Origin of the sequence: Streptomyces sp. NBC_01335 (assembly GCF_035953295.1) — a bacterium.
In the GTDB taxonomy this organism is placed as follows: domain Bacteria; phylum Actinomycetota; class Actinomycetes; order Streptomycetales; family Streptomycetaceae; genus Streptomyces.
In genome coordinates, this window is sequence record NZ_CP108370.1 from 2,036,843 (window position 1) to 2,050,366 (window position 13,524).

The 13,524-nt window shown below is 72.0% G+C and carries 10 protein-coding genes; 8 read left to right on the forward strand and 2 right to left on the reverse strand.

All coding sequences use genetic code 11. The annotated features are described in order from the left end of the window. Positions 1 to 68: 68 nt before the first annotated feature. Entirely contained in the window at positions 69 to 929 is an 861-nt protein-coding gene (locus OG599_RS08420) for an endo alpha-1,4 polygalactosaminidase (RefSeq protein ID WP_327179967.1), read from the reverse strand. Positions 930 to 1,285: 356 nt separating this feature from the next. On the opposite strand from OG599_RS08420, the gene OG599_RS08425 reads away from it, so the two are divergent. The 7 genes from OG599_RS08425 (at position 1,286) to OG599_RS08455 (ending at position 11,915) form a co-directional block, all read left to right on the forward strand. After that, positions 1,286 to 2,827: a leucyl aminopeptidase gene (locus OG599_RS08425; protein ID WP_327175330.1), complete on the forward strand. Its 1,542-nt coding sequence runs from the start codon at positions 1,286 to 1,288 to the stop codon at positions 2,825 to 2,827. A 355-nt stretch (positions 2,828 to 3,182) separates the two neighbouring features. After that, a complete protein-coding gene (lpdA, locus tag OG599_RS08430) occupies positions 3,183 to 4,571 on the forward strand; it encodes a dihydrolipoyl dehydrogenase (RefSeq protein ID WP_327175331.1) in 1,389 nt (462 codons plus the stop codon). 56 nt (positions 4,572 to 4,627) lie between these two features. Further along, positions 4,628 to 6,397 (forward strand): 2-oxoglutarate dehydrogenase, E2 component, dihydrolipoamide succinyltransferase, encoded by a 1,770-nt coding sequence (gene sucB / locus OG599_RS08435; protein ID WP_327175332.1) that lies wholly within the window; start codon positions 4,628 to 4,630, stop codon positions 6,395 to 6,397. 149 nt (positions 6,398 to 6,546) lie between these two features. Further along, positions 6,547 to 7,170: a GntR family transcriptional regulator gene (locus OG599_RS08440; RefSeq protein ID WP_327175333.1), complete on the forward strand. Its 624-nt coding sequence runs from the start codon at positions 6,547 to 6,549 to the stop codon at positions 7,168 to 7,170. A gap of 365 nt (positions 7,171 to 7,535) precedes the next feature. Beyond that, entirely contained in the window at positions 7,536 to 10,217 is a 2,682-nt protein-coding gene (gene aceE / locus OG599_RS08445; RefSeq protein WP_327175334.1) for a pyruvate dehydrogenase (acetyl-transferring), homodimeric type, read from the forward strand. Between the two features lie 103 nt (positions 10,218 to 10,320). After that, positions 10,321 to 11,310 carry a helix-turn-helix transcriptional regulator gene (locus OG599_RS08450; RefSeq protein WP_327175335.1) on the forward strand — a complete coding sequence of 330 codons (990 nt, stop codon included), beginning with the start codon at positions 10,321 to 10,323 and terminating at the stop codon, positions 11,308 to 11,310. 83 nt (positions 11,311 to 11,393) lie between these two features. Further along, positions 11,394 to 11,915 (forward strand): DUF4240 domain-containing protein, encoded by a 522-nt coding sequence (locus OG599_RS08455; RefSeq protein WP_327179968.1) that lies wholly within the window; start codon positions 11,394 to 11,396, stop codon positions 11,913 to 11,915. A 37-nt stretch (positions 11,916 to 11,952) separates the two neighbouring features. Here the strand turns inward: OG599_RS08455 and OG599_RS08460 are convergent, their stop codons facing one another. Then, positions 11,953 to 12,528, reverse strand: coding sequence for a GNAT family N-acetyltransferase (locus tag OG599_RS08460; RefSeq protein WP_327175336.1), 576 nt, complete (start codon positions 12,526 to 12,528; stop codon positions 11,953 to 11,955). Positions 12,529 to 12,593: 65 nt separating this feature from the next. Here OG599_RS08460 and OG599_RS08465 point away from each other — a divergent pair, with 65 nt between their 5' ends. Beyond that, complete coding sequence (locus OG599_RS08465) at positions 12,594 to 13,493, forward strand: TIGR01777 family oxidoreductase (RefSeq protein ID WP_327175337.1); 900 nt, start codon at positions 12,594 to 12,596, stop codon at positions 13,491 to 13,493. Positions 13,494 to 13,524: the final 31 nt, after the last annotated feature.

Consider the following 13,524-nt stretch of genomic DNA (forward strand, 5'->3'; position numbering starts at 1 on the left):
CCGAGGGGCCCACGGGCCGCCGATGCCCCCAGGGGCCGTACGACACGTCCTGGGCCGTACGGGGCGGATCAGGGCGCCGCGGTCTCCCCCGCGTCCGTCGCGCAGCTCCTGCGCCAGGCGCCGAGCTCGTACTTCTTCTCCAGTGAGCTGAGCCCGAGTTCGCGCGAGCGGGCGCAGAACGCGGCGGCCGGCAGCTCGTACTCGACGTGGAAGACGGCCTTGTCCGCCTCGACGAACGGGACCAGGTCCTCGCACTCGTCGTACTGGGCGCACTGCTCGTTCACCGCGAAGTCGAAGTCCGGTTCGAGGGCGGGGATCTGGTCCAGGTCGTTCTTGAGGCCGACCGCCAGGCCGTGGCGGTGGGCGATGCGGGCGATCAGCCGGTTGTACGCCAACTGGTCGGCGGCCGTGAGCGGGAAGCCGGTGTCGTTGCGGTAGCCGTCCATGTTGTCCGGCTCCACGGCGTCGAAGCCCTTCCGGGCGCACATCGCGATCCGGGTCTCCATCAGGGGCCCCAGGAGGTCGGTGCGCCTGATGTCGAGCCAGCGCTCGCCGTCCCAGCCGTTGCCCTTGCCCAGCAGGGCCGCCGGGAACGCGTCGGCGTCCGGGCGGAAGTCCTCGTGGGCGCCGGTGGAGAGGTAGCAGATGACCTTGCTGCCGCGGTCGTGCAGACCGGCGACCGCGGCGGCGTCGTGGTCGAAGCCGTCGATGTCGTACACCGGGACGTCCACGGTGGGGTCGAGCCGCCCGGAGAGCTGCCACTGCCAGTCCAGGCCGGGCCGGGGGCGCCACCACCCGGCCGCCGGGTCGGCCGGGTCGGCCGGGGAACTCGAAGCCGCCGGGTCGGCCGGGGAACTCGAAGCCTTCGAGGCCGCCGGGGCTTCTCCGGGTTCTCCCGAGGTGCAGCCGGAGAGCAGCGGAGACACCATCAGGAGGGTGACCGCCACCGGCCGGCCCAGCCTCGTCCCGTACACCGTTCCCGACCCCGTTCCCGTATCCGTACATGCCGTACATGCCGTGCGCGTCCCGGCGCACACCGGCCCCGCCGTCGCCAACGACCTTATGCGCCCGGCCGGTTCGTCCCGCGCACCGCGTGGGCCGACCCGGGTGCCCACCGGGCGCCTTCCCGGCCGTCGCACGGACGGTGACCACCGCCGTGGTTCCGCCGGAACGGCGCGCGTAGGCTCATTCCCTGCGCATAGCGGGCGCATCTACGATGCGCCGGGCACGGTCGGCCCACCCCTCGACCGATCCAGTTACTCAACGGAAGCGAGAATTCACCACCGTGACTGCTCTCACTCTCAGCACCGCAGGTGCGGCGACGCTGCGCGCCGACGCACTCGTCGTCGGCCTCGCCAGGGGTTCCAAGGGACCGGTGCTCGCACCGGGCGCCGAGGCCGTGGACAAGGCCTTCGGCGGAAAGCTCGCCGCCGTCCTGGAGACCCTGGGCGCCACCGGTGCCGAGGGCGAACTCATCAAGGTCCCCGCCGTCGGCGGCCTCAAGGCTCCCGTCGTCATCGCGGTCGGCCTGGGCACCGTCCCGGACTCGGACGACGCCTACGACTCCGAGATCCTGCGCCGCGCCGCCGGTGCCGCCGCCCGCGCCCTGGGCGGCGCGAAGAAGGCCGGCTTCGCCCTGCCGTCCTCGACCGTGGAGGACGCCGGCGCAGTCGCCGAGGGCGCCCTGCTCGGCGCGTACGCCTTCACCGCCTACCAGGGCGGCGAGAACAAGCTCGCCCCCAAGTCGGCCAAGGCCAACGGCCCCAAGCTGCCGCTCGCCGAGGTGGCCGTCCTCGGTGCCAAGCCGCGCGACAAGGCCTTCAAGGCCGCCGCCGAGCGCGCCGTCGCCGTGGCGGAGGAGATCAACCGCGCCCGCGACCTGATCAACACCCCGCCGAACGACCTCTTCCCCGAGTCCTTCGCCGCCGTGGCCACGGCCGCCGGCAAGGAGCACGGCATCAAGGTCCAGGTGCTCGACGAGAAGGCCCTGGTCAAGGGCGGCTACGGCGGTCTGGTCGGCGTCGGCCAGGGCGCCGTCCACGGCCCCCGCCTGGTGAAGCTCGCCTACACGCACCCGAAGGCGGAGAAGACCCTGGCCCTGGTGGGCAAGGGCATCACCTACGACTCGGGCGGCATCTCGCTCAAGCCGGCCGGCCACAACGAGACGATGAAGTGCGACATGAGCGGCGCCGCCGCCGTCTTCGCCACCGTCGTCGCCGCGTCCCGTCTCGGCCTGCGCGTCAACGTCACCGGCTGGCTGGCGCTCGCGGAGAACATGCCCGGCGGCAACGCCACCCGCCCGGGTGACGTGCTGCGCATGTACAGCGGCAAGACCGTCGAGGTCCTCAACACGGACGCCGAGGGCCGGCTCGTCCTCGCCGACGCGCTGACCCGCGCCTCCGAGGAGGCCCCCGACGCGATCGTCGACGTGGCGACCCTGACCGGCGCGATGGTGCTGGCGCTGGGCAACCGCACCTTCGGCATCATGGCCAACGACGACGCCTTCCGCACGACGATCCACGAGATCGCCGAGGAGGTCGGCGAGGCGTCCTGGCCGATGCCGCTCCCCGCCGACCTGCGCAAGGGCATGGACTCCCCGACCGCCGACATCGCCAACATGGGCGAGCGGATGGGCGGCGGCCTGGTGGCCGGTCTGTTCCTCAAGGAGTTCGTCGGCGAGGGCATCGCCTGGGCGCACCTGGACATCGCGGGCCCGGCCTTCCACGAGGGCGCGCCGTACGGCTACACCCCCAAGGGCGGCACCGGCTCGTCGGTCCGCACCCTGATCCGTCTCGCGGAGCGCACCGCCGACGGCGACCTGGGCTGACCACCCGCCGGTCCTCTGTGACCAAAGTCGTACAGCCCCGGGCGGATGTCCGGGGCTGTACGCATTGCGTGCGCCGTGCGAACCGGGAGAGGCACGGCCCGGCCGGGTTTCGCTCTGGACGAACTCGGCTGAATCCATACGTTTCTACGCGGAAGCGACCCGCGGCGGGACCTTCGGCGCCCTGTCCGGACCGGGCCCCGCGTCCCGTCGGCGGTCAACAAGTGCGAAGATGGGTTCTCGGCAGGACAGGGCCCCCACCACAGGGCCGAACGACTCAAGCGGCCGAACACCAGCCGACCGGCCGGTCACACCCCACGGGGCCCGGCGTACGGCGCACATGCATGGAGGACGTGACGTGGCGAACGACGCCAGCACCGTTTTCGACCTAGTGATCCTCGGCGGCGGCAGTGGCGGTTACGCCGCAGCCCTGCGCGGAGCGCAGCTGGGCCTGGACGTCGCCCTGATCGAGAAGGGCAAGGTCGGCGGTACCTGCCTGCACAACGGCTGCATCCCGACCAAGGCGCTGCTGCACGCCGGCGAGATCGCCGACCAGGCGCGCGAAGCCGAGCAGTTCGGTGTCAAGGCCACCTTCGAGGGCATCGACATCGAGGCCGTCCACAAGTACAAGGACGAAGTGATCTCCGGCCTGTACAAGGGCCTGCAGGGTCTCATCGCCTCGCGCAAGGTGCACTACGTCGAGGGTGAGGGCCGCCTGTCGTCCCCGACCTCGGTGGACGTGAACGGCGAGCGCATCCAGGGCCGCCACATCGTGCTGGCGACCGGCTCCGTGCCGCGTTCGCTGCCGGGCCTGGAGATCGACGGCAACCGCATCATCTCCTCGGACCACGCGCTGAAGCTGGACCGTGTCCCGAAGTCGGCCATCGTGCTCGGCGGCGGCGTCATCGGTGTCGAGTTCGCCTCGGCGTGGAAGTCCTTCGGCACCGACGTGACCATCGTCGAGGGCCTGAAGCACCTGGTTCCGGTCGAGGACGAGAACAGCTCGAAGCTTCTGGAGCGCGCGTTCCGCAAGCGCGGCATCAAGTTCAACCTCGGCACCTTCTTCGACAAGGCCGAGTACACGCAGGACGGCGTCCGCGTGACCCTCGCCGACGGCAAGACCTTCGAGGCCGAGCTGCTGCTGGTCGCGATCGGCCGCGGCCCGGTGTCGCAGGGCCTCGGTTACGAGGAGGCCGGCGTCGCGATGGACCGCGGCTACGTCCTCGTCGACGAGTACATGCAGACCAACGTGCCCACCATCTCGGCCGTGGGCGACCTCGCCCCGACCCTCCAGCTCGCGCACGTCGGCTTCGCCGAGGGCATCCTCGTCGCGGAGCGGCTGGCCGGCCTGAAGGTCGTCCCGATCGACTACGACGGCGTGCCGAAGGTGACGTACTGCCACCCCGAGGTCGCCTCCGTCGGCATCTCCGAGGCCAAGGCCAAGGAGATCTACGGTGCGGACAAGGTCGTCGCCCTCAAGTACAACCTGGCGGGCAACGGCAAGAGCAAGATCCTGAAGACCGCGGGCGAGATCAAGCTCGTCCAGGTCAAGGACGGTGCCGTGGTCGGCGTCCACATGGTCGGCGACCGCATGGGCGAGCAGGTCGGCGAAGCACAGCTGATCTACAACTGGGAGGCGCTGCCGGCCGAGGTCGCGCAGCTCATCCACGCCCACCCGACCCAGAACGAGGCCATGGGCGAAGCTCACCTCGCGCTGGCCGGCAAGCCGCTCCACTCCCACGACTGATCCAGTCCCGGGCGACGACCGACCACTTCCGCAATTCGTAAGGAGCAACCGAAACCATGTCGGTTTCCGTAACCCTTCCGGCGCTCGGCGAGAGCGTCACCGAGGGCACTGTCACCCGTTGGCTGAAGGCCGAGGGCGAGCGCGTCGAGGCTGACGAGCCGTTGCTCGAGGTCTCGACCGACAAGGTCGACACCGAGATCCCCTCCCCCGTCTCCGGCGTCCTGGCCTCCATCAAGGTCGCCGAGGACGAGACCGTCGAGGTCGGCGCCGAGCTGGCCGTCATCGACGACGGCTCCGGCGCCCCCGCCGCGGCTCCGGCCGAGGCCGCCGCTCCGGCCGCCGCGCCCGCCACCGAGGCCCCGACCGCCCCGTCGACCGAGACCGAGGCCCCCGCCCCGGCCCCGACCGCCGAGGCCACCGCCGGCGCGTCCTCCGCCGAGGGCACCGACGTCACCCTGCCGGCGCTCGGCGAGAGCGTCACCGAGGGCACCGTCACCCGCTGGCTGAAGGAGGTCGGCGAGGAGGTCACGGAGGACGAGCCCCTGCTCGAGGTCTCCACGGACAAGGTCGACACCGAGATCCCGGCCCCGGTCTCCGGCGTGCTGCTGGAGATCGTCGTCGGTGAGGACGAGACCGCCGAGGTCGGCGCCAAGCTCGCCGTCATCGGTGCCAAGGGCGCTGCTCCGGCCGCCGCCCCGGCCCCGGCCGCCGCTGCTCCCGCTCCGGCCGCTCCGGCCCCGGCCCCGGCCGCCCCGGCTGCTCCGGCCGCCCCGGCTCCGGTGGCGCCCGCCGCTCCGGCGCCCGTGGCCGCCGCCCCGGCTCCGGCTCCGGCCGCCGCCCCGGCCCCGGTCGCCGCTCCGGCCCCGGTCACCCCGGTCGCGACCTCCGGTGACGACGGCGCGTACGTCACGCCGCTGGTCCGCAAGCTCGCTTCGGAGAACGGCGTCGACCTGGGCGCGGTGAAGGGCACCGGCGTCGGTGGCCGCATCCGCAAGCAGGACGTCGTGGCCGCCGCGGAGGCCGCCAAGGCCGCCGCAGCCGCTCCCGCCCCCGCTGCCGCCGCCGCTCCGGCCGCCTCCAAGGCGCCGAAGCTGGAGGCGTCGCCGCTGCGCGGTCAGACCGTCAAGATGACCCGCATGCGCAAGGTCATCGGCGAGAACATGATGAAGGCGCTGCACTCGCAGGCCCAGCTGACCTCGGTCGTCGAGGTCGACATCACCAAGCTGATGAAGCTGCGCAACCAGGCGAAGGCCGCGTTCGCCGCCCGCGAGGGCGTCAAGCTGTCCCCGATGCCGTTCTTCGTGAAGGCGGCGGCCCAGGCGCTGAAGGCCCACCCGGTCATCAACGCCCGGATCAACGAGGACGAGGGCACCATCACGTACTTCGACTCGGAGAACATCGGCATCGCCGTGGACGCCGAGAAGGGTCTGATGACCCCGGTCATCAAGGGTGCGGGCGACCTGAACATCGCCGGTATCTCGAAGAAGACCGCCGAGCTGGCCGGCAAGGCCCGCGGTGGCGGCCTCACCCCGGACGACATGTCGGGTGCGACCTTCACCATCAGCAACACCGGTTCGCGCGGTGCGCTGTTCGACACCGTCATCGTGCCCCCGAACCAGGCCGCCATCCTGGGCATCGGTGCCACGGTGAAGCGCCCGGCCGTCATCGAGACCGCCGAGGGCACCGTCATCGGCATCCGTGACATGACGTACCTGTCGCTCTCCTACGACCACCGTCTGGTGGACGGCGCGGACGCCGCCCGTTACCTGACCTCGGTCAAGGCGATCCTGGAGGCCGGTGAGTTCGAGGTCGAGCTCGGCCTCTGAACGACCTGGCTGTAACGAGCCTCACCAGCAGCGCCCCCGTCCGGACCACCTCCCGGGCGGGGGCGCCGCCGTATTGTCTAGAGACCGCGGCCGCCCCGGTGGCCCGCGGCCGGTCCCGGTCGGCACCGGTTCGCCCGAAGGAGCACCTCATGACCCCGCCCGTCGTCCACTCGCTGCGCGAGCAGATCCGCGAGCACATCGTGGACGGGATCGTCAGCGGGCGATGGAAGCCGGGCGAGCGGATCGTGGAGCGGCGGATCGCCACCGAGCTGGAGGTCAGCCAGACGCCGGTGCGCGAGGCGCTGCGCGAGCTGGAGACGCTGCGGCTGATCGAGTCCGCGCCCAACAAGGGCGTCCGGGTCCGCAACCTCACGGCCGCGGACCTGGAGGAGAGCTATCCCGTGCGGGCGGGCCTGGAGCAGATCGCGGCGGAGCTGGCGGCCCCCGCCCTCGTCGCGGACTGCTCGGCCCTCCAGCCGCACGTGACGGCCCTCTACGAGGCCGACCGGGCGGCCGACGGGGAGGCGCAGGTGCGCCACACGGTGGGCTTCCACCGGGAGCTGGTGCGGGCGGCCGGCAACGCGGTGCTGCTGCACACCTGGGAGGGCCTGGGCATCGAGGTGTTCACGGCCCTGTCGATCCGGTGGCTGGGCACGGTGCAGAAGTCGTACGCGGAGGAGCACGAGGCGCTCATCGACGCGTTCACACGGCAGGATCCGCAGATCGGGCCCCTGGTCAAGGCGCACGTGCTGGGCTGCGCGCCGCGCGCCTGAGGACCCCTCGGCCGCGCGCCCCGGGAAATGGCCGCGCGGGTCGTACGTACCGCTCACCCGGGTCCTCGGCGGTCAGAGCCGTACTTGTTATTTCTCACGCCGGCATTGCCGTCAGGTTTCCCATCTGTCACCACCATCGCTCTTTCGAGCGAATGGTGACCGTTTTACACCGTTTAATCCCGTCACTCCGTGCCCCATTTGGCGGCACCCCATGCCAATTTCTTCATATCGAGAAGTTTTCCCTTTCAACCCTTTGATCGATCATCGATCAGGGATTTACAGTTCTCCGCGGGCCCACCGGCCCGTCGCCCTGTCCTGCCAGCCAGGGATTTCTCCACCCCCTCCCACTCCGGAAGGCGGCGATCATGACCGACCCCGTAGGAAAGCGTCCGAGCGAACTCGACCAGTTCCCGGACCGCGACCCCGAAGAGACCGCCGAATGGGCGGCCTCTCTGGACGCCGTCACCAAGGCCGCGGGGCCGCATCGCGCCGCGTACCTGATGAGGCGTTCGCTCGAACACGCCGAAGGCGCCGGTCTCGCGCTGCCCAAGCTGCTGGAGACCGACTACGTCAACTCCATCCCGACCGCCGCCGAGCCCGAGTTCGACGGCGACCTGGAGATGGAATCCCGCATCACCGCGTGGAACCGCTGGAACGCGGCGGCCATGGTGACCCGCGGGGCGAAGTACGGCGTCGGCGGCCACATCGCCACGTTCGCCTCTGCTGCCTGGCTCTACGAGACGGGCTTCAACCACTTCTTCCGCGGCAAGGAGGGGGACGGCTCCGGTGACCAGCTCTACATCCAGGGCCACGCCTCCCCCGGCATCTACGCCCGCGCCTTCCTCGACGGCCGGCTGAGCGAGCAGCAGCTCGACAACTTCCGTCAGGAGTCGGGCGGCGACGGCCTGCCGTCCTACCCGCACCCGCGGCGTCTGCCCTGGCTGTGGGAGTTCCCCACCGTGTCGATGGGCCTCGGCCCGCTGTCGGCGATCTACCAGGCGCGCTTCAACCGCTACCTGGCCAACCGCAACATCAAGGACACGTCGAACTCGCACGTCTGGGCCTTCCTGGGCGACGGCGAGATGGACGAACCCGAGTCGACGGCCGCCCTGGCGCTCGCCGCCCGTGAGGGTCTCGACAACCTGACCTTCGTCATCAACTGCAACCTGCAGCGTCTCGACGGCCCGGTCCGCGCCAACTTCCGCGTGGTCCAGGAGCTGGAAGGCGCCTTCCGCGGGGCCGGCTGGAACGTCGTCAAGACGCTCTGGGGCAACGCGTGGGACGAGCTGTTCCAGCTCGACACCACCGGTGCGCTGGTCCGCCGCCTCCGCGAGGTCCCGGACGCGCAGTTCCAGACGTACGCCACCCGTGACGTCGCGTACATCCGCGAGCACTTCTTCGGCGCCGAGCCCGCGCTCGTCGAGCTGGCGAAGCTGCTCACCGACGCGAAGATCGCCGAGTGTTTCTACACCTCGCGCGGCGGTCACGAGGCCCGCAAGGTCTACGCGGCGTACAAGGCGGCCCTGGAGCACAAGGGCGGCCCGACCGTGATCCTCGCCCAGACGGTGAAGGGCTTCACGCTCGGCAAGGGCTTCGAGTCCAAGAACGCCAACCACCAGATGAAGAAGCTGTCCCTGGACGAGTTCAAGGACATGCGCGAGCTGCTCGGCCTGCCGATCCAGGACAGCGCCTTCGAGAGCGGTGTGGTGCCCTACGGTCACCCCGGCGCCGACTCCCCCGAGGTCCGCTACCTCCAGGAGCGCCGCGCGGCCCTCGGTGGCCCCGCCCCCGCCCGCCGGGTGCACGCCGCGGCCCTGCCGCAGCCCGAGGAGCGCGCGTTCGCCGCGCTGAAGAAGGGTTCCGGCAAGCAGGAGATGGCCACCACCATGGCCTTCGTCCGCCTCGCCAAGGACCTGATGCGGGACAAGGAGACCGGCAAGCGCTGGGTTCCGATCGTCCCGGACGAGGCCCGTACCTTCGGTATGGAGTCGCTCTTCCCGTCGGCGGGCATCTACTCGCCGCTGGGACAGACGTACGAGCCGGTCGACCGCGACCAGCTGATGTACTACAAGGAGGCCAAGGACGGCCAGATCCTCAACGAGGGGATCACCGAGGCCGGCTCCATGGCGGACTTCATCGCCGCGTCCACGTCGTACGCGACGCACGGCGAGACGATGATCCCGTTCTACATCTTCTACTCGATGTTCGGCTGGCAGCGGACCGGCGACCAGATGTGGCAGCTCGCCGACCAGCTCGGCAAGGGCTTCATCGTCGGCGCCACGGCCGGCCGTACGACCCTGACGGGTGAGGGCCTCCAGCACGCGGACGGCCACTCGCACCTGATCGCGGCCACGAACCCGGCGTCGCTCAACTACGACCCGGCCTTCGCGTACGAGATCGCGGTGATCGTCAAGGAGGGTCTGCGCCGGATGTACGGCGAGCCCGTCGAGGGCGAGGACTCCAACGTCTTCTACTACCTGACGGTCTACAACGAGCCGAAGCCGCAGCCCGCGATGCCGGAAGGCATCGAGGAGGGCATCGTCAAGGGCCTGTACCGCTTCAAGGAGGGCACGCCGGCCAAGGCCGACGCGCCGCGCCTGCAGCTGCTGGCCTCCGGTACCGCCATCCACTGGGCCCTGGAGGCCCAGGAGCTGCTGGCCGCCGAGTGGGGCGTCACCGCCGACGTGTGGTCCGCCACCTCGTGGGGCGAGCTGCGCCGCGACGCGCTGGAGGCCGACGCCGCGCTGCTCCGTGGCGAGGAGCGGGTGCCGTACGTGACGCAGGCGCTCGCCGGCGCCCCCGGCCCGGTGCTCGCGGTCAGCGACTGGATGCGCCAGGTTCCGGACCAGATCAGCCAGTGGGTGGAGCAGGACTGGTCCTCGCTCGGTACGGACGGCTTCGGCCTCTCCGACACCCGTGACGCCGCCCGCCGCCACTTCGGTGTCGACGCGCAGTCGGTCGTCGTCGCGGCCCTGGCCCAGCTCGCCAAGCGCGGCGAGATCCCGGCCTCCGCGATCAAGGAGGCCCGGGAGCGCTACGGACTCTGATCCGTACGCCTGACTCCCGGCCCTGAACGCCGTGGCCCCTCCGGAACACCGGAGGGGCCGCGGCGTTCCGCGTGCGCCCTCGGGCTTCGACGAGAATGGGGGTATGCGCGCGGCCCGACTGATCACCATGGTGCTGCTCCTCCAGTCCCGTCCCGGGATGACCGCGGCCGAGCTGGCGGCGGAGCTGGAGGTGTCGGAGCGGACCGTCGCACGGGACGCGGCCGCGCTCTCCGAGGCGGGCGTCCCGGTGTACGCGGAGCGCGGCCGCACCGGCGGCTACCACCTGGTCGACGGCTACCGCACCCGGCTCACCGGTCTCGCCCGGGGCGAGGCCGAGGCGCTCTTCCTCTCCGGGCTGCCCACCGCCCTGCGCGACCTGGGCCTCCAGGACGCCGCGTCCGCCGCCCGGCTCAAGGTGGCCGCCGCCCTGACGCCCTCGCTGCGGGACACCCCGGACACGGTGGCCCGGCGCTTCCATCTGGACGCCCCGGGCTGGTTCCAGGAGCCGGTGGCCCCCGCGCTGCTGCCCGTCGTGGCGGAGGCCGTCCGCGACGACCTCACGGTCCGGGCGCGCTACCTCCGGGACGGCGCCGAGGTGGACCGGGCCCTCCTGCCGTACGGGCTCGTGCTGAAGGCGGGCGTCTGGTACCTCTGCGCCCGGGTCGCGCACCCGGGCGACGCTCCTTCCGCCCAGGGCTTCCGGGTGTACCGGGTCGACCGGTTCGTCTCGGTCGAGCCGGACGGCGGGCGGTTCGAGCGGGACGCCGGTTTCGACCTGGCCGGGTTCTGGGCCGCCCGCTCCGCGCGGTTCGCCCGCTCCCTGCTCCGTACCGAGGTGACCGTACGGATCTCCGGTGCGGGCGCGCGGCGGCTCCCGCACCTGGTGGACCGGGCCGCCGCCGAGGAGGCGCTGGCCGCCGCCGGGCCCCCGGACGGCGAGGGGCGGTGGACGGTCACCCTGCCGGTGGAGTCGCCGGAGGTGGCGTACGAGCAGCTGCTGGCGCTGGGCGCGGAGGTGGAGGTGCTGGCACCGGCCGCGCTGCGCGCGCGCTTCCGCGAGGCGGCGGCCCGGATGCGCGGCCTGTACGGGTAGGGCCTTTCGTCCGGATCGGGCCGGGTCGGCGAGCGGGGGCTCCGCGTGCGGGGGCCGCCGCCTCGGCCGATGCTGGACCCGTGATGGACGAGACGGAGTTCTGGGAGCTCATCGACACCACCCGCGAGGCCGCCGAGGGCGACCCCGAGGACCACGCCGAGCTGCTCGTGGAACGGCTGGTGCGGCTGGACCCCGAGACCGTGCTCGACTTCGCCCGGCACTTCGAGGCCCGCTACCACCGCGCGTACCGCTGGGACCTGTGGGGTGCCGCTGCCCTGCTGCTCGGCGGCGCGAGCGACGACGCCTTCGACTACTTCCGCTGCTGGCTGATCGGCCAGGGCCGGGAGGTGTTCGAGGGCGCGCTGCAGGACCCCGACGACCTCGCGGAGCTCTTGGACGACTTCGACGAGGAGGTCGACGGGGACGGCGAGGAGCTGGGCTACGCGGCCGACGAGGCGTACGAGCAGCTCACCGGTGTCGTCTCGCCGGACCTGGGGCTGCCCCCGCAGGCCCGCGAACCGGCCGGGGTGCCCTTCTCGTTCGAGAACGACGAGGTGCTGGCGGCGCGGCTGCCCGCGCTGTGGGAGCGGTTCGGCGAGGGCTGAGCGGCTTCACACGCCGCTCAGCCCTCGCCACGGGCCTTCAGAGCGCGCGTCCCATCAGCACGTCGTCGACGTACCCGCCGTTCAGGAAGAACTCGCCCGGCAGCACGCCCTCCACGGCGAAGCCCTCGGAGGCGTAGAGCGCGCGGGCCGGCGTGTTGTGGCCGAGGACGCGCAGGGTGATCCGGTTGGCGCCCTGGCGGCGCGCCTCGGTGAACGCGGCGCGCAGCAGCGCCCGCCCGATGCCCAGCCCGCGCGCCCGTCCGTCGACGGCGAGGCCCTGGATCTGCCGGACGTGCTGGTGGCAGGCGAGCGGAGTGGGCGCGACCAGGCGGAGGTATCCGGCCACGCGCGGGGCCTCCCGTGCGACGCGCTCGTCCTCCGGAACGGTTCCTGGAGCCGTCTCGGGCACGGTTCCCGGCGCCGTCTCCGGCACCGTCTCGGCGACGAGGATGTCGCGGGGCGAGTGGCGCTCGTCGAAGAACGGCGGGTACGGCGGCTGCGGGCGGGGCTGCACGGCGTGCAGGGTGGACCAGGTCTCCCGGTCGAGCGCGGCGAGAGCGGGCTCGTCGGAGGGCAGCGCCGGACGTATGGCGTGAAGGCGGAGCGAGGACATGGGCGTCACTGTGCCATGCGTGTCCGGGCGATCCACGGTCAGGATCCATGGGGCAGGATGAGCCCATGGAGCACTCCCGTATCGCCGTCACCGGATCGACCGGACTCATCGGAGCGGCGCTCGTGCGCTCGCTGCGGGCCGACGGGCACGAGGTCGTCCGCCTGGTGCGCCGGCCCGCGAAGGCGGGTGACGAGGTCCGGTGGGACCCGCACCGGGGGTACGTCGACGTGGCCGGGCTGGTCGGCTGCGACGCGGTGGTCCACCTGGCGGGTGCCGGGGTCGGGGACCACCGGTGGACCGAGGCGTACAAGAAGGAGATCCGGGACAGCCGGGTGCTGGGCACGGCTGCGGTCGCGGAGGCCGTCGCCTCCCTGGACACTCCGCCGAAGGTCCTGGTCTCGGGTTCCGCGATCGGCTACTACGGCGACACCGGTGACCGCGCCGTCGACGAGAGCGCCCCTCCCGGCGAGGGGTTCCTGCCCTCGGTGTGCGAGGAGTGGGAGGCCGCCACGGCGCCCGCCGAGGAGGCCGGCGTCCGGACCGTGCACGCGCGCACCGGGCTGGTCGTCGCCTCGGGCGGTGGCGCCTGGGGCAAGCTCTTCCCGCTGTTCAAGGCCGGGTTGGGCGGGCGGCTCGGCAACGGCCGCCAGTACTGGAGCTTCATCGCGCTGCACGACCACGTCGCTGCTTTGCGCCATCTGCTCGACACGGAGGCCCTGTCCGGGCCGGTGAACCTCACCGCGCCCGATCCGGTCACCAACGCGGAGGTGACGGCGGCGATGGGGCGGGTGCTGCACCGGCCGACCCTCTTCACGGCCCCCGCCCCGGCGCTCCGCCTCGCGCTGGGCGACTTCGCGGAGGACGTGCTGGGCAGCCAGCGGGTGGTCCCGCGCAAGCTGCTGGGCTCCGGCTTCGCCTTCGCCTTCCCCGGCGTCGTCAGCGCGATCCGCGCGGCCCTGGGCTGAGGTCTCCCGGCGCCCGGAGCACCCGTGCGCG

What these genes read in the sequence shown, in the direction of transcription:
- OG599_RS08465 (WP_327175337.1), top strand. Translation starts at nt 12,594, where the DNA reads ATGGAGCACTCCCGTATCGCCGTCACCGGATCGACCGGACTCATCGGA.
- OG599_RS08460 (WP_327175336.1), bottom strand. Translation starts at nt 12,528, where the DNA reads ATGTCCTCGCTCCGCCTTCACGCCATACGTCCGGCGCTGCCCTCCGAC.
- OG599_RS08450 (WP_327175335.1), top strand. Translation starts at nt 10,321, where the DNA reads ATGCGCGCGGCCCGACTGATCACCATGGTGCTGCTCCTCCAGTCCCGT.
- OG599_RS08440 (WP_327175333.1), top strand. Translation starts at nt 6,547, where the DNA reads ATGACCCCGCCCGTCGTCCACTCGCTGCGCGAGCAGATCCGCGAGCAC.
- OG599_RS08455 (WP_327179968.1), top strand. Translation starts at nt 11,394, where the DNA reads ATGGACGAGACGGAGTTCTGGGAGCTCATCGACACCACCCGCGAGGCC.
- aceE (WP_327175334.1), top strand. Translation starts at nt 7,536, where the DNA reads ATGACCGACCCCGTAGGAAAGCGTCCGAGCGAACTCGACCAGTTCCCG.
- sucB (WP_327175332.1), top strand. Translation starts at nt 4,628, where the DNA reads ATGTCGGTTTCCGTAACCCTTCCGGCGCTCGGCGAGAGCGTCACCGAG.
- OG599_RS08420 (WP_327179967.1), bottom strand. Translation starts at nt 929, where the DNA reads ATGGTGTCTCCGCTGCTCTCCGGCTGCACCTCGGGAGAACCCGGAGAA.